At 44.9% G+C, this 23,648-nt stretch carries 19 protein-coding genes; 12 read left to right on the top strand and 7 right to left on the bottom strand.

The annotated features are described in order from the left end of the window. The first annotated feature begins 11 nt into the window (after positions 1–11). The 3 genes from F0364_RS11740 (at position 12) to F0364_RS11750 (ending at position 4,997) form a co-directional block, all read left to right on the top strand. Complete coding sequence (locus tag F0364_RS11740) at positions 12–1,580, top strand: acyl-CoA mutase large subunit family protein (RefSeq protein WP_153797973.1); 1,569 nt, start codon at positions 12–14, stop codon at positions 1,578–1,580. A gap of 341 nt (positions 1,581–1,921) precedes the next feature. Beyond that, positions 1,922–4,054, top strand: a complete 2,133-nt coding sequence (metG, locus tag F0364_RS11745; RefSeq protein WP_153797974.1) for a methionine--tRNA ligase — start codon at positions 1,922–1,924, stop codon at positions 4,052–4,054. Continuing rightward, complete coding sequence (locus tag F0364_RS11750) at positions 4,032–4,997, top strand: NAD(P)-dependent oxidoreductase (protein ID WP_262885380.1); 966 nt, start codon at positions 4,032–4,034, stop codon at positions 4,995–4,997. The genes metG and F0364_RS11750 overlap by 23 nt, the downstream gene beginning before the upstream one ends. A gap of 146 nt (positions 4,998–5,143) precedes the next feature. Here F0364_RS11750 and F0364_RS11755 read toward each other — a convergent pair whose 3' ends face one another. After that, on the bottom strand, positions 5,144–6,460 hold the full coding sequence (locus tag F0364_RS11755) for a glycerate kinase type-2 family protein (RefSeq protein WP_153797976.1): 1,317 nt from the start codon (positions 6,458–6,460) through the stop codon (positions 5,144–5,146). A gap of 702 nt (positions 6,461–7,162) precedes the next feature. Here F0364_RS11755 and F0364_RS11760 point away from each other — a divergent pair. Next, entirely contained in the window at positions 7,163–8,446 is a 1,284-nt protein-coding gene (locus F0364_RS11760) for a Xaa-Pro dipeptidase (protein ID WP_235921069.1), read from the top strand. A 169-nt stretch (positions 8,447–8,615) separates the two neighbouring features. On the opposite strand, the gene F0364_RS11765 is transcribed toward F0364_RS11760, so the two are convergent. The 6 genes from F0364_RS11765 to F0364_RS11790 all read right to left on the bottom strand — a co-directional run bounded on the left by F0364_RS11765 (position 8,616) and on the right by F0364_RS11790 (position 13,606). Next, on the bottom strand, positions 8,616–9,422 hold the full coding sequence (locus F0364_RS11765; RefSeq protein WP_153797977.1) for a CHAD domain-containing protein: 807 nt from the start codon (positions 9,420–9,422) through the stop codon (positions 8,616–8,618). A 1-nt stretch (position 9,423) separates the two neighbouring features. Beyond that, positions 9,424–10,320, bottom strand: coding sequence for an SDR family oxidoreductase (locus F0364_RS11770; RefSeq protein ID WP_153797978.1), 897 nt, complete (start codon positions 10,318–10,320; stop codon positions 9,424–9,426). 59 nt (positions 10,321–10,379) lie between these two features. Further along, positions 10,380–10,958 carry an IS1096 element passenger TnpR family protein gene (locus tag F0364_RS11775; RefSeq protein ID WP_153797979.1) on the bottom strand — a complete coding sequence of 193 codons (579 nt, stop codon included), beginning with the start codon at positions 10,956–10,958 and terminating at the stop codon, positions 10,380–10,382. 260 nt (positions 10,959–11,218) lie between these two features. Next, positions 11,219–12,637, bottom strand: a complete 1,419-nt coding sequence (locus F0364_RS11780) for a CCA tRNA nucleotidyltransferase (protein ID WP_153797980.1) — start codon at positions 12,635–12,637, stop codon at positions 11,219–11,221. A gap of 38 nt (positions 12,638–12,675) precedes the next feature. Continuing rightward, entirely contained in the window at positions 12,676–12,897 is a 222-nt protein-coding gene (locus tag F0364_RS11785; RefSeq protein ID WP_153797981.1) for a hypothetical protein, read from the bottom strand. A gap of 142 nt (positions 12,898–13,039) precedes the next feature. Next, on the bottom strand, positions 13,040–13,606 hold the full coding sequence (locus F0364_RS11790; protein WP_153797982.1) for an L-threonylcarbamoyladenylate synthase: 567 nt from the start codon (positions 13,604–13,606) through the stop codon (positions 13,040–13,042). Between the two features lie 405 nt (positions 13,607–14,011). On the opposite strand from F0364_RS11790, the gene F0364_RS11795 reads away from it, so the two are divergent. The 8 genes from F0364_RS11795 (at position 14,012) to F0364_RS11830 (ending at position 23,641) form a co-directional block, all read left to right on the top strand. Beyond that, positions 14,012–14,824, top strand: a complete 813-nt coding sequence (locus tag F0364_RS11795) for a 2,3,4,5-tetrahydropyridine-2,6-dicarboxylate N-succinyltransferase (RefSeq protein ID WP_153797983.1) — start codon at positions 14,012–14,014, stop codon at positions 14,822–14,824. A gap of 318 nt (positions 14,825–15,142) precedes the next feature. Beyond that, positions 15,143–16,354, top strand: a complete 1,212-nt coding sequence (gene spt, locus F0364_RS11800) for a serine palmitoyltransferase (protein ID WP_153797984.1) — start codon at positions 15,143–15,145, stop codon at positions 16,352–16,354. Then, the gene (locus F0364_RS11805) at positions 16,351–17,472 is read left to right on the top strand and encodes a GNAT family N-acetyltransferase (protein WP_153797985.1); all 1,122 of its coding nucleotides are present in this window, start codon (positions 16,351–16,353) and stop codon (positions 17,470–17,472) included. Before spt ends, F0364_RS11805 begins: the two co-directional genes overlap by 4 nt. Then, positions 17,469–18,455 (top strand): NAD-dependent epimerase/dehydratase family protein, encoded by a 987-nt coding sequence (locus F0364_RS11810; protein ID WP_153797986.1) that lies wholly within the window; start codon positions 17,469–17,471, stop codon positions 18,453–18,455. The genes F0364_RS11805 and F0364_RS11810 overlap by 4 nt, the downstream gene beginning before the upstream one ends. 34 nt (positions 18,456–18,489) lie before the next feature. Then, complete coding sequence (locus tag F0364_RS11815; RefSeq protein WP_153797987.1) at positions 18,490–19,818, top strand: inositol-3-phosphate synthase; 1,329 nt, start codon at positions 18,490–18,492, stop codon at positions 19,816–19,818. Continuing rightward, the gene (locus tag F0364_RS11820; RefSeq protein ID WP_153797988.1) at positions 19,815–20,264 is read left to right on the top strand and encodes a phosphatidylglycerophosphatase A family protein; all 450 of its coding nucleotides are present in this window, start codon (positions 19,815–19,817) and stop codon (positions 20,262–20,264) included. The genes F0364_RS11815 and F0364_RS11820 overlap by 4 nt, the downstream gene beginning before the upstream one ends. Positions 20,265–20,691: 427 nt before the next feature. Beyond that, positions 20,692–21,069: a GtrA family protein gene (locus F0364_RS11825; RefSeq protein ID WP_153797989.1), complete on the top strand. Its 378-nt coding sequence runs from the start codon at positions 20,692–20,694 to the stop codon at positions 21,067–21,069. Positions 21,070–21,115: 46 nt separating this feature from the next. Then, positions 21,116–23,641, top strand: coding sequence for a DUF5686 and carboxypeptidase-like regulatory domain-containing protein (locus F0364_RS11830; protein WP_235921070.1), 2,526 nt, complete (start codon positions 21,116–21,118; stop codon positions 23,639–23,641). Positions 23,642–23,648 lie beyond the last annotated feature (7 nt).

The raw sequence follows: 23,648 nt of genomic DNA on the forward strand, positions 1-23,648 counted from the left end.
TAAATTGCCGTATGTCAGAAAAAAAATATCAAACAGATTCCGGCATTGAAATAAAGCAACTCTACACACCTGAATCTCTGCCAGCAACCTATAACACCGCAACAGAACAGCCGGGAAAATATCCTTTTACACGTGGCATACAGCCAGACATGTACCGCGGCAAACTTTGGACCATGCGGCAATATGCCGGCTTCAGCACTGCCGAAGAAAGCAACAAGCGGTATCATTACCTGTTGTCCCAGGGGGTGATGGGCCTTAGCGTTGCCTTTGACCTGCCTACGCAAATAGGTTACGACAGCGACCATGAACTGGCCGAAGGTGAAGTGGGCAAAACAGGCGTTGCCATAGACAGCCTGGAAGACATGGAGCGTTTGTTTAAAGACATTAAGCTGGAAGATGTAAGCACCAGCATGACGATAAACGCTACCGGGTATATACTCTTAAGCCTGTATGTGGCGTTGGCCAAAAAACAGGGCGCCGATTTATCGAAGATTGCAGGCACCATACAAAACGACATTCTGAAGGAATATGCTGCAAGAGGCACTTATATCTACCCCCCCAAGCCATCCATGCGCATCATCACCGATATTTTTGAATGGTGCAGCGCGGAACTGCCTAAATGGAACACCATCTCCATCAGTGGCTATCATATACGTGAAGCAGGTAGCACTGCGGTACAGGAAATTGCTTTTACGCTCAGTAATGGCAAAGCTTATGTGCAGGCTGCATTGGCCAAAGGGCTTGACATAAATGTATTCGGCAAACGCCTTTCCTTTTTCTTTAATGCCCATAACAACTTGTTTGAAGAAGTGGCCAAGTTTCGTGCGGCAAGGCGCATGTGGGCAAAAATGATGAAAGACCTGGGCGCAACAGACCCCAAGGCCATGATGCTGCGCTTTCATACCCAAACAGGCGGCAGTACGCTAACGGCGCAACAGCCTAAAAACAACATTAGCCGTGTAACCATACAAACGTTGGCCGCGGTGCTGGGCGGTACGCAAAGCCTGCACACCAATGGCTACGATGAAGCGCTTAGCCTGCCTACAGAAGAAGCTGCACGTATTGCCTTACGTACCCAACAGGTAGTGGGTTTTGAAAGTGGCGCGGCGGAAACGGTTGACCCGCTGGCAGGCAGCTATTTTGTGGAAGCCCTTACAGCCGAAGTAGAAGAAAAGGCCTGGCAACTGGTGGAGAAAATTGACAATATAGGGGGCAGTGTAAGTGCTATTGAGCAAGGCTTCATTCAGAATGAAATTGCCCGCAGCGCTTACGATTACCAACGGCAGGTGGAAAGCGGCGAAAAAATTATTGTTGGCGTTAACAAGTTTACTGTTAAGGAGGAGGAGCCCGTCCCCGTTTTTAAGATTGATGACAGCATCCGCCTGATACAAAGTGAAAGGCTGGCAGCACTAAAGGCTGGCCGCGACCAGGAAAAAACAGCCTTTTGCCTTCATAAAATAGAAACCGCCGCCAAAGATGGCAGTAACCTGATGCCGCATGTAATTGATGCGGTTGAAAACCTTTGCACCCTTGGCGAAATTGCCGACGTTTTGAGAAAAGTGTTTGGCGAATACCGCTAAACAACTGACACATGAGTTTACACAACATTATCAAGGCCCATCAAATGTTGCCGCTGCCCCTTATATACCCGGGAGTATTTTGGGGATGTACCTCGTACCTCGGGTAACGAAAGCTGCGCTATTACTCCGGCACAAAGCAGCGCAGGCACCTTTAGGGGTACTAACCGGGGCAACCGCTTCAATCCCTCACCCGATAGTGTAGCCTGTTACTTCTTTGGCAAACAATTTTTATACGAATATAAAAAGCCACCTCCCTTTTGACATATCATAAATTTTATGGTGCATTCAGCGATGCCTATTTTTGCACTCCCTTAACCGGATGGTAAAAAAGAGGAAGAATAATGAGCACAGAACAACCAAACAAAGATTTTAAGAGATACCTGGTAACCGCGGCACTGCCTTATGCCAATGGCCCGGTGCATATTGGCCACCTGGCCGGCTGCTACATACCTGCCGACATATATGTACGCTACCTGCGTGCACAAAAAAGGGATGTTAAGTTTATTGGCGGCAGCGATGAGCATGGCGTACCCATTACCATACGTGCCATGAAAGAAGGTGTTACGCCACAGCAGGTGGTTGACAAATATCATGCACAGATTAAAAGCAGCTTTGAGCAGGTAGGCATTTCGTTCGATATTTATTCCAGGACATCTAACAAAACGCACCATGAAACGGCTGCGGCTTTTTTTAAGAAGCTGTATGATGACGGCCTGTTTGAAGAAAAAGAAACAGAACAGTACTACGATGAAAAAGCCAATACCTTTTTGGCTGACCGCTACATTATAGGCACCTGCCCGGTTTGTGGCAACCCCAACGCCTATGGCGACCAATGCGAAAAATGTGGCAGCACCTTATCGCCGGAACAACTGATAAACCCACGCAGCGCACTAAGCGATGCCCCGCTGGTAAAAAAGAAAACCAAACACTGGTATTTCCCACTACAGAACTACGAACCCTGGCTGAAAGAATGGTTAATTGAAGGCCACAAAGAATGGAAGAACAACGTATATGGCCAATGCAAAAGCTGGCTGGATAATGGCCTGCAAAGCCGCGCCATGACCCGCGACAGCAACTGGGGCATTAAAGTGCCATTACCTGATGCCGAAGGCAAAGTGCTGTATGTTTGGTTTGATGCGCCTATCGGTTACATAAGCGCCACGAAAGAATTAACTGAAAACTGGGCCGACTACTGGTGTAAGGATGATACCAAACTGGTGCATTTTATTGGCAAGGACAATATTGTTTTTCACTGCATCATTTTTCCATCCATGCTGAAAGCGCATGGCAATTTTGTGCTGCCGGAGAATGTACCCGCCAATGAGTTTTTAAATATTGAGGGCGACAAGGTTTCTACCAGCCGCAACTGGGCTGTATGGGTGGATGAATATGTAAAAGATTTTCCCGGCTGCGAAGATGTATTGAGGTATGTACTGTGTGCCAATGCACCGGAAACAAAGGATAATGATTTTACATGGAAGGATTTCCAGGATCGCAGTAAAGGCGAATTAACTGATAAGTTTGGTAACCTGGTAAACCGTACAATGGTATTGATGCACAAATTGTGCGGAGGCAAAGTACCGCCGTTTCATAATGAACTTATTGAAGACGTAGATAAGGAACTTATTGAAGATATCGGGGCAACAAAAGTTAAAGTCGAAAATCTGATTGAAGACTTTAAATTTAGGGATGCTTTGTTTGAAATAATAATGCTGAGTGACAGGGGCAATAAATATATGCAGAAGAAAGAACCCTGGATTGTCGCAAAGCAATTGGCTGAAAACCCAGATGCACAAAGGAATATTGACAACACGCTGCATTTATGCCTGCAGTTAACCGCTAACCTGGCTATACTCATCAATCCTTTCCTACCCACAACAGCTAAGAAAATGCTGCACATGATGAAAGTGGTTGATAAAATGCTGGACTGGGAAAATGCAGGCAGCGTTAAACTATTGAGTGTAGGCTATACTTTAAGGGCGCCGGAACTCTTGTTCAGAAAAATTGAAGACGCGGAGATTGCCGCACAAATAGAAAAGCTGAAAAACGGGTTGGTTAAACCTGCCGCAAGCGAGCCGCAAGAAGCCCCTGCCCAACAGCAACCTGCATCAACAACAGACCAGCAACCAGGAACCGGCAACCTGAAACCGGTAATTGTTTACGACGATTTCGCCAAAATAGACCTGCGGGTGGGCAAGATAACAGCCGCTGAAAAAGTGGAGAAGGCAGATAAGCTGCTTAAGCTTACCATTGACCTTGGCTTTGAAACCAGGACAATTGTGTCTGGCATTGCCCTGCATTTTAAACCCGAAGATATCGTTGGTAAGCAGGTAACTGTTGTAGCTAACCTGGCACCCCGTAAAATGCGTGGCATAGAAAGCAATGGCATGATATTGATGGCTGAAGATGCCAGTGGCAAGCTACATTTCATTAACCCTGAAGATGCAGTTGATGCAGGCGCAGAAGTTAGCTGATGTTATTATAACAGTAAAAACAGCAGGCCATGGCCTGCTGTTTTTGTTAAACATATTACTCAACAAAATAACCTATATGACACTTGGTTTTATTGGTCTTGGCAATTTGGGAACACCCATTGCGGAAAACTTATTAAACAAAGGCCACGCCTTGCAGGTATATAACCGCACCGCTTCTAAAGCTGATGCGTTAAAAGCTAAAGGCGCAATTGTTTGCAGCAGTATTAAGCAACTGGCCACGGACTGCGATATTGTTTTCAGCATCGTATCAGATGATGCCGCTTTACAGGCCATTACTTCAGGCCCGGATGGCATTGCCACCCATTTAAAGTCCGGCGGTATCCATATTTCCATCAGTACTGTTTTGCCTGCTACGTCAAATGAATTGGCCGGTATTCACCAGCAAAATGGCAGCCACTACATAGCATGCCCTGTTATGGGCAGGCCCGAAGCAGCAAAAGCCAGGAAGCTCAACTTTCTTACTTCAGGCAGCAAAGCAACCATAGAAATTATTAGGCCTTTGCTGCAGGATGCCGGCGCGGCTAATGTATGGGAATTTGGCGAAGCGCCGGGCGCCGCCAATGTTGCCAAACTATGCAGTAACTTTTTAATTGTAACTGCCATAGAATCTATGGCCGAAGGCATTAACCTTGCCCAACGCAGCGGGCTTAATGCAGGCGCATGGATGAATATGCTTACGCAAACCCTATTTACTTCGCCCATCTATGTTAACTATAGCAATATACTGTTGAAAGAAGTTTTTGAGCCCGGCGGCTTTGCGCTAAAATTAGGTTTGAAGGATGTGAACCTTGTATTGCAGCAGGCCACGGAAACATCCTCTAAAATGCCGTTTGGGCAACAGGCAAAACTGCAACTGGAACAATGCATGCAGCAAGGCCTGGCTGAGCATGACTGGACGGCTGTAGCGCTGGCTTTAAAATGAGTTGCCGTGGCGGCATAAAATCAGGAGTCTGCTATTAATGCCAACATTATTTTGGTTACCAGCGACTGTGCTATGTGGCGACTTCGTTGCGTCGCATTACTTTCATCGTCCGGTTTTCTATGGCATCTTTTCAGACCCGGATGTGTTTAGCCTACCAACCCCACCACTACATCCATCACATTGGTTTGTGTTGGGCCGGTAATCAGCAGGTTGCTGGTTTGCTGAAAAAAATGATAAGCGTCATTGTTCCGCAGGTAAGGCAATGGATCTAATTGTAACGAAGCTAAGAGCGGCATTATGCTGTTGTCTATAACCGCGCCGGCAGCATCTGTAGGGCCATCCGTGCCGTCGGTGCCGCCAGATAAAACTACAGGAAGTTTATCCGCAGTTACTTGTTGCTGAATTAACTCCTGTAATGCAGCCAGCACAAACTCCTGGTTACGGCCACCCTTTCCTTTACCACGGATGGTTACCGTGGTTTCTCCACCCATTAAAAGGCAGGCAGGTTTTGCAGCCTCATAATGCAGCAGTTCATTTACAAATTCCGCGGCCCGTTGCCGTGCTTCACCATCAATAGCAGCATTAATGATGCTTACGTTGTACCCCAGTTTACGGGCTGTGCCTGCCGCGGCGCCTAACGCAATGCTATTGCTGGCAATAATGCTGTTGATGGTATTGGCAAAGCAATCGTCGCCGGGCTTGGGTGTTTCCGTTATCTCAGCATTCAGCCCTTTGCGTAAATGCGCTGCAACGGCATGCGGAAGTTTTTCTTCCAAATTATATTGCTTTACAATTTTCCATGCATCCGCGAATGTAGATTTATCCGCTACGGTAAGCCCGCTGGCAATAACTGAGGTATCATCGCCCATTACATCGCTGATAAGAAATGCCGCTACCCTGGCCCCGTTAGCATAACGCAACAACTGGCCCCCTTTTAATGTACTGGTATGTTTACGGATGGTATTTATTTCATGGATGGATGCGCCACATTGCAACAACAGCCTGGACAACTGTTGCAAATCCGCCAGCGAAATGCCTTCAGCTATGTCAGCAATTAAAGCAGAAGCGCCACCACTGATGAAGCAAAGCAGCAAATCGCTACCAGCAAGATTTTGCAGGAAACCTTTTATGGCCTCCGCTGCCTTTATGCTGTTTTCATCCGGAACAGGGTGCCCGGCTTCTATGGTGGTACAAAACTTAACCGGCAAGCTATGGTGGTACTTGGTTACTACCAGCCCTTTTGTTATATGACTGCCCAATATTTTTTCCGCTTCCTGTGCCATGGCCGAAGCAGCTTTGCCTACTGACAGTAAATAAATTTTCCCCTTATCAAGCGGCCATGTACCACCAGGTAAAAGAAGGTGGTTATCCTTTACTGAAAGCTGTTGAGGTATTAATACAGCAGGCTGTACAGCTTTTACCGCAGCGTTAAAAATTTCAATGGCATCATTCAAAGACTTCATGCTGTAAGGTTACAACTTTTTGAAGGAACTGCCATTAACGCTGTAGGCAATGTGCCGGTGCACAATCTCATACCAGCTATATACTATCCTAACCCTTAGATAAACTCAGGGGGAACAGCTTCATCCCTTGTTATTTCACCCAATAGGCCCGGCGAAAAAAGCAGCGGGTTACACCTTCGGGTGAGGGATTGAAGCGGATACCCCGCTGAGTACCCCCTCCAACTCCCCCTAAAGGTGGAGAGCCTGCGCTGCTTTGTGCCGGAGTATGAGCACAAGCGAGGAGAAGCAACTAAATGTTGTTTTGACGAATGTTACGAACGAAGTTCTTCCCGACCCCTTGCGCAGCTTGGGGGCACCCCCAAGTACGAAGTTTGAAGTACGAAGTACTTACTTATGTTAGATGTATGATGTGGGATGTACGATGGAAAAAGTACGAATTACGAAGTACTTTTTTATGTAAGATGTTTCATGTGGGATGTATGATGTTTAAAAGGCTTACCCCCACTTTACATTTACCACTCCCCCACTTGTCCTAATCATGTAAGATGTTTGATGTGGGATGTACGATGGAAAAAAGTAACAAGTTTAATGTTGGCCCTCATTCACTATTCACCACTCACCACTCACCACTCCCTTTTTATGTTTAACATAGCATCGTATATTAGTGTGGTTTTCTAAGTAAACCCAACTAAAACAAACTTTGTGAGACTAATCCTGTTGATTCTTCTGTTGCCCTGCATAACTGCTGCGCAAAATGTAACTGTTATTAAAGCCGGCAAACTGGTAGATACCCAAAATGGCCGCATACTCAATAATCAAATGATACTGGTATCCGGCGATACCATTAAACAGGTAGCGGCGGATATTGCCATACCTGCCGGCGCTACTGTTATTGATCTTTCAAAAGCTACAGTACTGCCGGGGCTGATTGACTGCCATACACACATTACATCCCAACCGGGCGGCGATTATTATGGTGAAATCTTTCGCAAAACCCCGGTTGATTTTGCTGTTACCGCCCATATCTATGCCAAACGTACTTTAGAAGCAGGTTTTACCACCTGCCGCGATGTTGGGGCTATTGGCCTTGTTGACGTGGCTTTGCGCAACGCCATCAACAACGGGGATGTTCCCGGCCCACGCCTGCAGGTGGCTACCCTGTTTATTGGCTCCACGGGCAGTCATGGGGACCTTAACGGCTTTTCTCCTTACCTTGAATGGAAGTACCCGAAAGAAATGACGGGCGTAGCCAACGGCGTGGAAGAATTACGCAAACAGGTACGCTATAACATAAAATACGGCGCGGATGTAATTAAGTTTGGCGCCGGCGCCGGGGTACTAACCGAAGAAGAAAGCGTAGGCGCCCCGCAGTTTACGCAGGAAGAAATGAATGCTATTGTAAGCGAAGCCACCATGTGGGAGAAGAAAACCTGCGCCCATGCGCATGGCGCCGAGGCGATAAAGATTGCAGTAAAAGCAGGCGTAGCTTCTGTAGAACACGGCAGCCTTATAGATGATGAAGGCATACAACTGATGAAACAGCACGGCACTTACCTGGTTGCGGATATTTACAACGATGATTACATATTAAGCGAATACGGTAACCTGGGCTATCCTGAAAAGATTATCAACAAAGAAAAAATGATTGGCAAGCTGCAAAGGGAAAACTTTGCCAAAGCCGTTAAGGCCGGGGTTAAAATTGCTTTTGGAACGGATGCGGGTGTATACCCGCATGGCTGGAATGGCAAGCAGTTTTTTTACATGGTTAAATATGGCCTTACCCCTATGCAGGCCATACAGGCAGCTACCGTTAACGCGGCGGATTTGCTGGGCTGGAAAGAAAAAACCGGTTCCATCTCTGTTGGCAAATTTGCTGATATCATCGCCGTTGCCACTAACCCGTTGGACGATATTAAAGCGCTGGAAAAAGTGGGCTTTGTTATGAAGGGCGGCGTTGTGTATAAGGATGAGCTGACGAAGCAGTAATAATGGTGATTGGGGCTTTTCTTCAGCATAATCTACAAGGGGCTGAAAAGCTGCCCGATGGACAGAACGATGAACGGATTGCGACGCAACAGGTGATGCTACGGAGTGATGTAGCTGGTATCATAAAAAGGCGGTGGGGAGTGGGGAATGGTAAGCGGGGGACAAAACTTCATGCATCAGACTTTATCCCCTTTACTTCTGCCTGCCTGGTTGCCAACATATCTTCTATAACACGCTCTTTTTGTTTAAGCCCGGTGGTTAATTTGTCCCAGGCAAGGTTAAAATCTTTTTGCACTTCAATATCCTGCGATAGCCAAACCTGCTTTTGTGAGAAGTTATCTTTAATAATTTCCAGGTCGTGCCACTGCCCTATTGTTTCCTGTAATTTGTTGTAATAAGCAAAAGCGTTATCCTCGTAATTGTCTTCGTGGCGTACCCAGTTAAAACTGTAAATGCGCTGTTTTATCAGTTTGCGCAGTTCGTGCCAGTCAATTTGCGGCAGGTTACGGCGGGTCATGTTTTCCACCTGCGCATTCATATCGGTATAATATTGCTCTGCCAGAATTTCGTTGGTGGAATGTACATAATGCCCTACCGTTTCTATTATCTCATTCAAATCGGTTTTGTAATCATCGGCCCGCATGCGGAAGGCCTCAACCATGTTGTTTAACCGTTCCGGCGGATAGTATTCTTTTTCCAGCACAAAAAAATTGCCCTTCTGTAACCATTGCTGTAAAAGCTGGTATTCCCTTATTTCACCTGCTACCTGGAAGATATTGCGGAGTAAATGCGAAGCTCTTTTAAGTTTGGGTTTGGGATAAATTTGCTCCAGGAACCTTACAATGGAACGCATTTTTTTTAGCTCTACCCTAAAATCGTGCATAGAAACCTCATCTCCATTCAGCTCAAAATCGTGCAAATGGTTAAAGAGGTTCTTTACACGCTGCGCAAAATATTTCTGCAGTGGGGTAAGCATCTTAGGTTATATTGAAAGTAGAACGAATACCTTCCTTAAAATCAACAGGGTTATAATCCAGCTCATGTATGGCCTTATCTATTTTAAGCCCTGATTTTTTTGCCCTTTTTACAGGCTCTGCAAAAGATTGAGACGTAACATTTTCTATTAATGCTGCATCCAGGCCTAAAATTGCCGCCGTATCCATTGCCATTTGCCAGGGCGATAAAATGTTTTTACCGGCAAGATGGTAAACACCTGTTTTACGATTTTCAATAATGCTTTCAATGCCTTTGCAAAGGTCTTCCACAAAGGTGGGGGTACGTTGCTGGTCGCTTACAACTTTAATGGGCTGGCCTTTTTCCAGGTTATTTTTAACCCAGTGTAGAAAACTTGGCCTTAGCCCCTGCCAAACAGCGCCATAAATAAATACCGGTCTTACTATGCTGAAGGGTAAGCCGCTTTGTTCAACAAGCCGTTCGGCCTGCAGTTTGCTTTCGCCATAAAAATTCAGCGGCCCTTTTTCATCCTCTTCAGCATGTGGGCCGTTTTCTCCAAAAACAAAATCGGTGGATATATAAATGAATTGCGATTTGCCTTGTGGTAATGCCTGCAAGGCATGTAACAAAAACTGGGTTGCGGTAACATTGTGCAGCAGGCAGGCAGGCCTGTTTTTTTCACATTCATCGGGTTTGCTTATGGCAGCCGCATGTACAATAACATCCGGAGCATAGACTTTTACCAGGGCATCAACGGGTTGCTTTTCTGTTATATCGAGTGAGGCAAAAATAAAATTATGTGGCAGCGGAATACGGCAATCGCCACGGCTTACAGCCAATACATGATAACCTTTTGCAGCCAGGTGCAATGTAAGGTGCTGGCCTAAAAAGCCATTGGCGCCGGTTATAAGTATTTTCATACAGCCAATTTAAGAAGGTAACACAAACAAAAAATAATTAATAAAAGCTTTACAGTTTATTAATATTCATCGTTATTGCTTTCTTCACCGGTTTCCTCGCCGGAGCCGAACTCGTCTTCATCGCCGCCACTGTCATCGCCTTCTGTGCCAAATCCTTCGGCGCCTTTGTCCAGGTCGTACTTTTCTTCAATGTCGGCAAATTTGTTACCCAGCAGGCTGCGTGTGCCGTATTGCTGGGGGCCAATACCTTCTGTACGGGTAATAGCCGGGTAAACGGTTTTTGAATTCTCTTCCTTGCTTACATTAATCAACTCTACCAAAAATGTCCAGTTCTTGGCAAAATCGTACACGTATACAAATTTTTGGTTGGTATCGCGTATTTCGCTGCCAATGGTGGTATTTTCCATCAGCAGGGGCTCTGCCTGGTATTTTTTATCATATTTCTCCAGGCTTATTTCGCGGCCGCGCAACCAATGATCGTTACTGCGGTAAAAAGTAGCCTGGTGTTTGGAATCGAACTCATACGATTTAAGTATAACACCATGCAGATCTTTAAAGAACTGCGTATGTTTAATAACCACGTCCCGGTAAACCGCATCGTCTTCTTCGTAATACACTCTGAATTTTAAAATAGCCATTTAAAAGTATATAGTTTGTAAATAACCATCCGTTACCTGTAACTGGATTTTTATGGGCCCGGCAGACGGAATATGCATTGAGCATCGATACGTCGCACTCTTGTACGCTACCGCTTTACGCACCAGCATGCCCGGCATCCCTCTGCATTGCGGGGTGCGACTAAGATAATTCTATTGCCATGCAGCCCATATCATTAATTTCCTTTTTAGCTGGTCACCAGTTCGGGAAACTAATCTTCACCAGCCAGCGAAAATACATTTTATTCAATGGGCCGCAAATTTAACTCCTGCGCTTTTTGCAGCATAAACTGGTAGGCGGCATCAAAATCGTTGGGTATAGCCCCATCCAGTATGGCTTCTCTTATCGCATCTTTAATAACACCCACGGCACGGCTTGGCGGCAAGCCAAATTTCTCCATAATCATCTCGCCTGTAACAGGTGGTTGCCAGTTTCTTATGCGGTCACTTTCCTCCACTTCCTGCAGGCGCTGTTTTACCAGCGCAAAGTTTTGAAGGTAGCGTTTTACCTTAAACTTATTCTTGCTGGTTATGTCGGCACTGCAAAGCAACATCAGGCTATCAATATCTTCACCTGCGTCAAACAGCAGGCGGCGTATGGCACTATCTGTAATATTCTCTTTTGTTAAGCTAATGGGCCGCAGGTGCAAAGCCACCAGTTTCTGCACAAGTTTCATTTTTTCGTTAAGGGGCAATTTAAGGCGGGCAAAAATCTTTGGCACCATGCGGGCCCCGGTAACCTCGTGGCCATGAAATGTCCAGCCGTGGCCTTCCTCAAATTTTTTGGTGGCGGGCTTGCCGATATCGTGCAGCAATGCTGCCCAGCGCAACCACAAGTCATTCGTGTTAACACTTATATTATCAAGCACTTGCAAGGTGTGATAGAAATTATCCTTATGCCCGTGCCCATCCTGGTATTCCGCGCCATGCAGCGCCATCATTTGCGGAAAAATAAGAGAGAGCAACCCGCTTTTTGACAAAAGGTCCCAGCCGGTAGATGGCCTGTGGCTTAGCATTATTTTATTAAGCTCATCTGTTATACGCTCCTGGCTTACTATAGAAATGCGCTCTGCATTTTCCTGTATGGAAGCAAAGGTTTCCGGGGCAATGGTAAAATTAAGCTGGGTGGCAAACCTTATGGCCCGCATCATGCGCAATGGGTCGTCGCTAAAGGTTTGACCTGGGGTTAAAGGCGTTTGTATCAGCTTACGCTCTATATCCAGCAGGCCATTAAATGGGTCAATCAAACTTCCGTAATCCGCCTGGTTAAGGCTGATAGCCAGGGCATTAATGGTAAAGTCACGGCGGTTTTGATCATCAATCAACGTTCCGGGCTCAACAGCGGGTTTGCGGCTGTTTTGGCTGTAGCTTTCCCGGCGGGCGCCTACAAACTCCAGCTCAAGGTCAGGCAGCTTAACCTGCGCTGTTCCAAAAGTTTTAAAAAAGGCAACAGGTGGCGCGGGGTTAAACCTGGCAGCAACAGCATGGGCAAGGGCTATTCCATCGCCAAGACAAACAATATCAGCATCTTTAGTAGGGCGGCCAATAATTTTATCTCTTACAAAACCGCCGATAAGATAGCATTCTACACCAGCTTCCCGTGCCGCCGTGGCTATTTTCTTAAAAATGAATAATTCCCTTTCCGTGCAATCTATTTGCATAAGGGCAAAGATAATAGTTGACCTAAGCCAGCGAAGCTTTATTCAAACTCCAGCTCATTTTTATTAGCATCCCAGGCAGGAAAAACTCTTTTTTGGTGCAGGAAATACATAACCTTTGAAGGGTTGTTTCGCTTTAATTTGTCTAATTGGTAAGATTGGTAAATGGTTTGTTTCTCAAGGCCTGTTTGAATAATTAAATCAAGCAGCGGGTTGATTTTACAATGCGCTTTTACAGAGCCTGAAGACATAGGAACGTTCATCAGAATATTGGTTTGGTATTATGGCATAGCTACGACGACTAAAAATAATTACCAAAAAAACTTATCCTCTTTCCTGTTTATATTCAATTCTAAATCATAATCTATTTATAATGATAAGCTTACAAAGTTTAATGTAAAATACTCATCTTATTTTAACGACCTCCCCCTTTTTCCACCGTATGATGGAAGATGGCGGAGACTGACGGGTATCATCCTGCCGGTAACGCGGTACATAATCAACGCCGGCAACAATCTCTTTATCAACCTGGGCGTATATGGCTGGGGGTGTAATGCCGCTGAAATTAGCCGAAGTGCTTACCAGGGGCTTGCGCAGACGTTTAACCAGGTGCCGGCAAAATTCATCTTTTGTAATACGGATAGCAACAGAACCATCCGCGGCCACAACATTTTCAGCCAGGCCGATTGCATGGTCATAGATAACCGTGGTGGGTTTTTCCTGGGATTGCAGGTAATCAAAAATAGCTGGGTCAGGAGCTGCCGTGTATTGAAGAACGTCCCTTTCAGAAGCCACCAGTACTACAAAGCTTTTCTCAGCCGGACGCTTTTTTAGAACAATAATTTTCTCCACGGCTTCTGCATTGGTGGCATCGCAGCCCAATCCCCAAACGGTATCTGTGGGATAAAGTATAATCCCTCCTGCCCTGAGAACATTTATGCAATTTTCTATATCAATTTGAAAATCAATCATTAGATGTTTTTATTTAAAATATTTATATAAGTTGCTTACAAAAAATACAACAGGGTGCACCATCGGGTGAGGGATTGCAGCGGATACCCCGGTGAGGCCATCGCAGCGATGCTTTGTGCCGGAGTATGAGCACAACCTTCGTAAAAGCAACTAAATGTTGCTTTTGCGAAGGTTGCGAACGTAGTTCTGCCCGGCTCGAGGTACGAGGGACACCCCCAAAAAAGCTATTACAAAATTTGAAGCACGATGAAGTACACACAAAATCTCACCTGCCTTAAATTGAAATTATAAAATATTGGTAACCAGCTAACTGTTGCATCATAATTTGTAAACTTTCCACGTTATTGTAAAAGCAAAACTACGTATTCGGCCCGCATCTGTTATTTTCGCACAAATTTTTTGAAGATGGAACTCAAACAATTAATACAGGATGCCTGGCAAAACCGGGAACTTTTGAAAGACATGCGATACCTGGAGGCCGTAAAATCTGTAATTGAGGAAGTTGATAAGGGAAGGTTAAGAACCGCGATGCCAACCGATAAGGGCTGGGCGGTAAATGAATGGGTTAAACAGGCTATTCTCATGTATTTCAGCGTTCAAACCATGAAGACCTGGAATATCCCTCCTTTTGAGTTTCATGATAAAATGTTGTTGAAAACAAATTATAAGGAGTTAGGTGTACGTGCCGTACCCCATGCGGTGGCACGCTATGGCGCCTATATAGCCAAAAACGTAGTGTTAATGCCAAGTTATGTAAATATTGGCGCTTACGTTGATGAAGGCACCATGGTAGATACCTGGGCAACAGTAGGCAGTTGCGCACAAATTGGCAAAGGCGTACACCTTAGTGGCGGCGTTGGCATAGGCGGGGTACTTGAACCATTGCAGGCCAGCCCTGTAATTATTGAAGATGGTTGCTTTATAGGCAGCCGCTGCATAGTGGTAGAAGGCGTGATTGTAGAAAAAGAAGCCGTGTTGGGTGCAAATGTTGTACTTACCCAATCAACAAAAATTATTGACGTTAGTGGCAGCGAACCGATAGAATATAAAGGAAGGGTTCCGGCAAGAAGCGTAGTAATACCAGGTACTTATAACAAGGATTTTCCTGCGGGTTCGTTTGGCGTAAGCTGCGCTTTGATTATTGGCCAGCGCAAGGCAAGCACAGATTTAAAGACAAGCCTGAACGACGCTCTGAGAGATTTCAACGTTAGTGCATAAATATTTATACGCAGAGGTGAGGAAACTGGACAGGAATTTAAAAGGGATTCTTTATCTTTCAGGCAACAATTTGTGTCAGTAATCTTGATATTCATAAACAATTACAGGTTCCGGAAGTTGCCATGTGAACATACACCCGTGAGGGAATCCTGTTTTAGAGTATTGCGGTATTACAAGTTTTCCACATCTTTGCGTGTTTATATCTGGAAAATTAGAAGAAAAAACTTGTGTTCTTCTAAAATGACATTAATTTATTGTTACAATTAGTACTTTTATAAGTCGTAATTTTTCATAATCCCTTGAAAAGTGAGTTACTTAATGCATAAAAAACTACATCAGAAAGTCGCATCCTTTACAGATGCCAAACACTTGAAAGAGATGGGACTTTATCCCTATTTCCGCACGATACAGTCCAGCCAGGGTACAGAAGTGATTTTGAACAACAAGAGGGTTTTGATGTTTGGTTCAAACTCCTACCTCGGGTTAACAGACCACCCCCAGATAATAGAAGCAGCCAAAAAAGCCGTGGAAAAATATGGAAGCGGTTGCGCCGGTTCCCGTTTTTTGAATGGCACGCTTGACATACACCTGGAGCTGGAAGCCAAACTGGCCGAATACACTGGTAAAGAAGCTGCCCTTTTGTTCAGTACAGGCTTCCAGGTAAACCTGGGTATCCTTTCTTCCATCACCGGGCGTAACGATTACCTGATACTGGACGAATATGACCACGCTTCTATTATAGACGGCAGCCGGTTATCTTTCTCCCGCACTATCAAATATGCACATAATAATATGCAGGACCTGGAGCAGAAACTTGCCGGGCTGCCTGCCGAATCCATGAAGCTGATTGCCGTAGATGGCATCTTCAGCATGGAGGGCGATATTGTTAATCTGCCCGAAATAGTGGCGCTTGCCGATAAGTATGGCGCTAATATTATGGTGGATGATGCACACAGCCTTGGCGTTATTGGCGACAAAGGCGCAGGCACAGCATCGCATTTTGGTTTAACTGATAAGGTTGACCTTATTATGGGCACTTTCAGCAAATCGTTGGCCTCGCTGGGTGGGTTTGTGTCCGGCGACGCGGAAGTGATAGACTACCTGAAACACCGTGCCAGGGCCCTGATGTTTAGTGCCAGTATGACGCCGGCATCGGTTGCCAGTGTTATAGCCGCTGTGGATATTATACAGGCAGAACCCGAACGCATTGACAAGCTTTGGGCCAATACCCGCTATGCTATGCAGTTGCTGCAGGAAAACGGCTTTGACACAGGCTATACAGAAAGCCCCATTATACCCGTGTATGTACGGGATAACCATAAAACCTTCCTGTTTACCAAAATGCTGCAGGAAGATGGCGTATTTGTTAACCCGGTGGTATCTCCCGCCGTTCCATCCGATGCATCCCTTATTCGTTTTTCACTGATGGCTACCCACACTTTTGGCCAGATTGAAGAAGCGGTTGAAAAGCTTTCCAAAGCTGCCGACATGCTGGATATAAAACGGGTTATGCAAAAACAAGCGATATGATTCGGGTTGAACCGGTACAAACAAAAAAACAGTTAGCCAGGTTTATTGATTTTCCTCATGAGTTGTATAAAGATGACGAGAACTATGTGCCCGAGCTTTTTATTGCCCAGCGGGATTTACTTACCCCCGGCAAACACCCCTTTCATGAACATTCCAGTGTTGAAAAATTTTTAGCCTGGGACGGAGATATACTAAAAGGCAGGATAGCCGCCATACTCAATAATAACCATAACCAGTTTAATAATACCAAAGATGGATTCTTTGGTTTTTTTGACTGTGTGAATGATGAAAATGTTTCCTCTGCCCTTTTTGAAACAGCAGAAAACTGGTTAAAGGCGAAAGGTGCGGATACGGTAATTGGCCCCGTTAACCCATCAACCAATGAGCCATTGGGAATGTTGATTGAGGGCTATCACCGCCCGCCAAGGGCCATGATGACTTACAACAAGCCATATTATAACACCCTGACAGAAAAGTATGGTTTTACTAAAAAGATTGATCTGTTGGCATGGGATCTTGAAACCGCTACGGTTAGCCAGCGCTCTCTCAAACTGCTGGATACCCTTACAGAAAGGCTTAACCGCAAAGGCATAGTTATCCGGGCTATTAATATGAAAGATTTTAAGAACGAAGTGGTTAAGGTGAGAGAGATATACAATGCTGCCTGGGATAAGAACACGGGTTTTGTACCCATGACAACCAATGAGTTTAACTACCTGGCCAAAGACCTTAAACTTGTACTGGACCCCGATTTTTGCCTGGTGGCAGAAAAAGACGGCCAACTAATTGGTTTTGCCCTGGGCATACCCGATGTAAACCAACTGCAACGGAAAATAAAAAAAGGCCGGTTATTACCGTTTGGAATTTTCAAACTGTTGTTTGGCCTTAAGAAAATAGATTTTGTACGTGTACTGGCGCTGGGTGTACTGGAACCTTATCGTAAAATGGGTATTGAAGCCTGTTTTTATGCCACCATTATTAAAAAAGCCGCCGCAAAAAAAATAAAAGGCGGCGAAGCATCGTGGATACTGGAAACCAACACCCTGATGAATAGCGGCATAGAAAGTATCAACGGTAAAATAACCAGCAAATACCGTATTTACGAAAAACCATTATGAAGCAAAAGATATTAATTACCGGCGCCAGTGGATTTGTGGGTTTTCACCTTGTAAATGAAGCGCTGGCACGGAGGCTTGATGTGTATGCCGCTGTCAGAAAAAGCAGCGATATTAAACACCTGCAGCACCTGCCCATAACATACACGTATCCCGACTTTGGCAATATTGCCTCGCTTCAGAAAGAACTGGAAGAAAAACAATACGATTACATTATTCATGCTGCCGGAACTACCAAGGCTAAATCTGAAGCTGATTATACAGCCATTAATGCAGATTATACTTATAACCTGTTTAAAGCCGCGGAATGCTGCAGCCCTTTTATTAAAAAGATAGTTTTTTTAAGCAGCCTTGCTTCCATTGGCCCGCTGCAGCAGCCGGACAGTTTAATAACAGAATCTACACCGCCCCGCCCCGTAACAGCGTATGGCCGCAGCAAACTACTTGCAGAACAACAAGTTGCGCAATTGAATATTCCATTAAACGTATTAAGACCTACCGCTGTGTATGGTCCCAGGGATAAAGATATATTCATCCTGTTTAAAGCCCTTAGCCGTGGTCTGGAACCCTATATTGGCAGAGTGCAACAACAATTAAGTTTTATTTATGTAAAAGACCTTGCCGTTTTGGCACTGAACGCTATCTTTGCACCTGCTGTTCACCAAACCTATAACGTTACCGATGGTAACAGTTATAGCCGCTACGATTTAGCCAATCTTACCAAACCACTTCTGTACAAAAAAACACTCAGGTTTCATTTACCCCTGGGCGTTGTTAGGGTCCTGGCGTTAGCCCTGGAAAAAACCTATGTTTTATTAAATAAAACACCTGCGTTGAACAGGGAAAAGTTAAGTGAGTTAACCGCGGTTAACTGGTGCTGTAATATAGAAAAAGCACAAAACGAACTGGGTTTTACCCCTGCTTATAACCTTGAAAAAGGTTTAGCTGAAACCATGAGCTGGTATAAGCAGGAAAAATGGTTATGAAAACTAACTGATTACTAATTCTAAAATGGATAACATGAAAGAGCAAATCTTGCCTGCTGAAGGAAAACTGGGTGTATTAATGCCTGGTTTGGGAGCTGTTGCCACCACTTTCATCGCTGGTGTTGAAGCCGTTAAGCAAGGGCTGGCACAGCCTGTTGGTTCACTTACACAAATGAGCAGCATCCGCCTGGGTAAAAGAACAGAAAACCGCTATCCGAAAATTAAAGACTTTGTGCCGCTTGCCAGTTTAAACGATATTGTTTTTGGAGGTTGGGATTTATACAAAGATAACGTGTACGAAGCCGCTGTTAATGCCAAAGTTCTGGAAACCAGCCTGTTAAATGCCATCAAGCCCCAGTTGGAAGCAATTAAGCCAATGACTGCCGTTTTTGACAAAAGCTATGTTAGCAACCTTGACGGTGAAAACGTAAAAACCGGAGCCACCAAATACGATCTGGCTTTGCAGTTAATAGATGATATTGAAAACTTTCAACGGGAGAATGGTTGCGACCGTGTGGTGATTGTATGGTGCGGCTCTACCGAAAAATACATTGAGGTAGAAGAGGTGCATGAAACAATTGAAGCTTTTGAAGAAGGTTTAAAGGAAAACCACCCCATGATTGCGCCGAGCATGATTTATGCTTACGCCGCCATTAAACTGGGTGTTCCTTTTGCCAACGGCGCCCCCAACCTTACCTGCGATATACCTGCGCTTGAACAACTGGCCAAAGAAACCGGTACACCTATTGGCGGTAAAGATTTTAAAACCGGCCAAACCTTAATGAAAACAATACTGGCCCCCGGCCTGCAGGCAAGGGCGCTGGGTGTTCGTGGCTGGTTTTCCAGCAATATACTGGGCAACCGCGATGGCTATGTACTTGACCACCCGGATAACTTTAAAACCAAGGAAGTCTCCAAACTGGGTGTACTGGAAGATATTTTCAGGCCTGATATTGACCCGGAGCTTTATGGCGACATCTACCATAAAATCAGGATCAACTATTATCCCCCACACGGCGATAACAAGGAAAGCTGGGACAATATTGACATATTTGGCTGGCTGGGCTACAATATGCAGATTAAAATAAACTTTTTGTGTAAGGACTCTATTTTGGCTGCGCCAATTGTGTTGGACCTTGCCTTGTTTAGCGACCTGGCCAAACGTGCAGGCATGAGCGGTATACAGGAATGGCTTTCATTCTACTTTAAATCGCCGCAAACATTGCCCGAGTTAAGGCCTGAACACGATATTTTTAAACAGCTCATCAAATTGCAGAACACACTGCGCCACATGATGGGCGAAGAGCTGATTACGCACCTGGGACTGGATTATTACCAGGAACTGGTGGAAGAAGAGCTATGATTAAATTTTACCAGGTAGTTGCCACGGCCGGCGGAATTGGGTATATTGGAAAAGGGGGCGGAACGGTTGCCGCCGCAGCCTGGTGTATTGTTTGTTTTTTTGCGCCTGCCATAGAAAATATGTTTCTATGGCAGGTTTTTGTAATATCAACAGTATGCGTACTGGGTACATGGAGCGCAGGTAAGGTAGAAGCCCAATGGGGGCACGATAGCAGCCGGGTTGTGATAGACGAAGTAGCAGGCATGATGATTGCACTGGCGTTTGTTAAGTTAACTGCGGTAAATATTATAGCCGGGTTGATATTATTCAGATTTTTTGACATAGTTAAACCCCTGTATATCAGGAAGGCAGAGCAGTTACCAGGTGGCTGGGGTGTTATGGCCGATGATGTGCTGGCTGGCATTTATGCACGGGCATTGCTGGCGTTATTGCAGTTATTTCTGTAAAAGAGAAAGAATGCAAGGCGCCCCCTCCAAAATACAGGGCGGGCCGGGCTATCCGCTGCAAGTCCTCACTACCTTCGCTAAGGCTACGGTGGTTGCGGGCTTTCCGCTTCTATCCCTGGCGCAAAGTGTAACAGCCTGAGTATAGGCAGGCCTTACATGGTTGAAGGGGTATATTTTAACAAGCCTCTCCCATCAGCAGGCTGCATGAATGCGTAATGCTAAAAACCGACGTATTCCAGGGGGAGCAAGTGGGGTATGATTGTCAATAGCTTTGGCTATGTCCAGGGCAGGCTGCTGAGGCAATTGCTGAATAGAGTTGCCTCAGTACAAGAGTGCGACGCAACAGAAGTAACATTCCTGTTCCGTCAGCCGGGCCCATAAAAATTTTCGGCCACCGCAGGGGGCGGCAGAATTTAAAGTTATAAAGATGGTTACATTCCTTAAAGCAAATGCAGCCTCGTTAATCGCTTCGTCGGTTGACTACTTTATAACGATTGCTTTGGAAAAATTTTTTAGGATAGACGTTGTGCTTGCCAGTATGACCGGCACCATTTGTGGTGGCGTAACAAATTTTTTGATAGGAAAGCATTGGGCTTTTAACGCAGGCAGCGGCAGTACTTACAAACAGGCTTTGCGTTACGTTTTGGTATGGTGCGGAAACCTGGTTTTAAACACCGGCGGGTTTTATGCCGGTATAAAGCTGGTGGGCAAGCACTACTACGTAGCAGTTAAGTTGTTTATATCGTTACTGGTTGCGTTTGGTTATAATTACCCGTTGCAAAAAAAATTCGTATTTAAAGCATAACTGACTAAGTTGTATGAATTGGGCAAGACTAAATAAACATTTTTTTGTGTTGGTTCTGCTGTTGTGCGGCAGCCTTACAGCAATGGCGCAAACAGTGGTAAAAGGTAAGGTAATTGATGCATCCAGCAAAAGTCCGCTTACATCGGTAAGCGTGTTCTTCAGGGGTGGCAGAGGTGTAATTACTTCTACTGACGGTACCTATACCATTAAAACCAGCGACCTTAACCTGAAAGAAGTAGAATACTCTTTTGTAGGTTACAAAACAACCATAAAAAAAATAACACCGGGTAAAGAACAGCAAATTGATATTGAGCTGCAACCCACTTACGACCTTAATGAAGTAGTGGTAAGCACTAACAAAAGGGCCAAATACCGCAATAAGAATAACCCTGCTGTAGAACTGATAAGAAAGGTAATAGACAACAAAAGCAAGAACCGTGAAAGCGCTTACGATTACGTACAGTACCAGGAGTACCAGAAAATGGAGCTTTCGCTTACCAAGCGCCCCGAAAAACTGCTGAAAAGCAAGCTGTTTAAAAACTTCAGTTTTGTATTGGAGAATGAAGACACTTCCAAAATAGAAGGCAAGGCATTATTGCCGGTGTACCTGGATGAAAAACTTTCCCAGAAATACTATCGGCGGGACCCGCAGAAAGAAAAAGCTTATATACTGGGCGAAAAGCGGGTGGATTATGGCGAATTTATTGACAACAGTGGTGTAAACAGTTACCTTAACAGGCTGTACCAGGATGTGGATGTGTACGAAAACAACATCAACATTATGACCACCCAGTTTTTGAGCCCTATTGCAGACCTCGCCCCCACTTTTTACATGTTTTACATACGGGATACCGTGGAGCAGGATGGCATAAAGCTGGTAAAAATGGCTTTTTACCCCCGTAACCCCAACGACCTGTTGTTTAAAGGAACCATGTTTATTACTCTGGATGGCAATTATGCGGTTCAGAAAATAACTTTTACCATCAGTAAAAACGCCAACCTTAACTGGACCAAAGACCTTAAAATAAACCAGGATTTTGAAAGAGGCCCGGATGGCCGTTACCACCGCATCCTCAGCAATATGCTGGTTGAGTTTTCGCTAACACAGGGCTCAAAAGGCAGTATTATTGGGGAACGAACCGTTTCGCTGAAAGATTACATTATCAATAAGCCGGCGGCAGATACTGTTTACCAGGGGCCTGCAGAAGTGGCCTTTCAAAATATAACCAGTGTTGGCAATGATAGTTTTTGGATAGCTAACAGGCACCAGCCGCTCTCGGAAGTTGAATCGAAAGTTTATACCAATATAGACAGCCTTAAGAACATGAAATCTTTCCGCAGGCTGATGGACTGGCTTACCCTTTTGCTGGCAGGCTATAAGCAAATGGGGCCCAATTACGAACTGGGGCCGGTAAGCACTTTTTACAGCTTTAACCCGGTGGAAGGTTTCAGGCTGCGTGCCGGTGGTCGTACCACACCTAACTTCAGCAAAAATATTTTCTTTGAAAACTACCTGGCTTATGGTTTTAAAGATGAAAAGTGGAAGTATTACCTGGCAGCCACCTATTCGTTTAACCATAAGTCTATATATTCTTTTCCGCTCAATTACTTAAGGTTCAGCTACCAGCGGGATACCAAGATACCCGGCCAGGAACTGCAGTTTGTACAGGAAGATAATTTTTTATTATCCTTTAAACGGGGCAATAACGACAAGTGGCTGTACAACAACATCTTTAAAGCAGAATATGTACGGGAATTCAGTAACAGGCTATCTTACACGCTTGGCTTTAAAAACTGGAAACAAACCCCCGCAGGCGCCATTGTATTTGATCAACAGAACGGGGGCGATGTAAAAAACATACCCAATGTAACCACTACTGAGTTATCGGCTGAGTTGCGGTGGGCGCCACATGAAAAATTTTACCAGGGTAAAATATTCAGGATACCCATTATTAATGAGTACCCCATTTTCAGGCTGCGGTACATTGCCGGCATTAAGGGCCTTGCAGGTGGCGAGTACAACTATCATAACCTTAACCTTACTATAGACAAGCGGTTTTACCTGGCACAGTTAGGTTATACAGATGTAACAGTAGAAGGTGGTAAAATATTCGGCAACGTGCCATTTCCGTTGTTAACCGTTCACAGGGCCAACCAAAGCTTTTCTTACCAGCTAAATGCCTATAACCTGATGAATTTTATGGAGTTCATCAGCGACAGGTATGTGGGCATTAATGTTGACCACTACTTTAACGGGTTTATATTTAATAAAATACCCCTGTTCAAAAAGCTGAAGTGGAGAGAAGTAATAACAGCCAAAGTGTTGTATGGTGGCATCAGCGACCAGAATAACCCGGCGATAAACAAAGAAACCTTTAAGTTCCCGGTAAATACAGTAACAGGCCTGCCAACTACGTATATACTCAATGATGGACCTTATGTAGAAGTTAGTGCAGGCATTACCAATATTTTCAGGTTACTTCGTATTGACCTGGTAAAAAGACTTACTTATTTAAACAATCCTGATGTAAGCCAATGGGGCATTAGATCCAGGATTAAGTTTGATTTTTGATTGCTTG

The sequence above is a fragment of the Foetidibacter luteolus genome (genome assembly GCF_009650435.1).
GTDB classification, from domain to species: Bacteria; Bacteroidota; Bacteroidia; order Chitinophagales; family Chitinophagaceae; genus Foetidibacter; species Foetidibacter luteolus.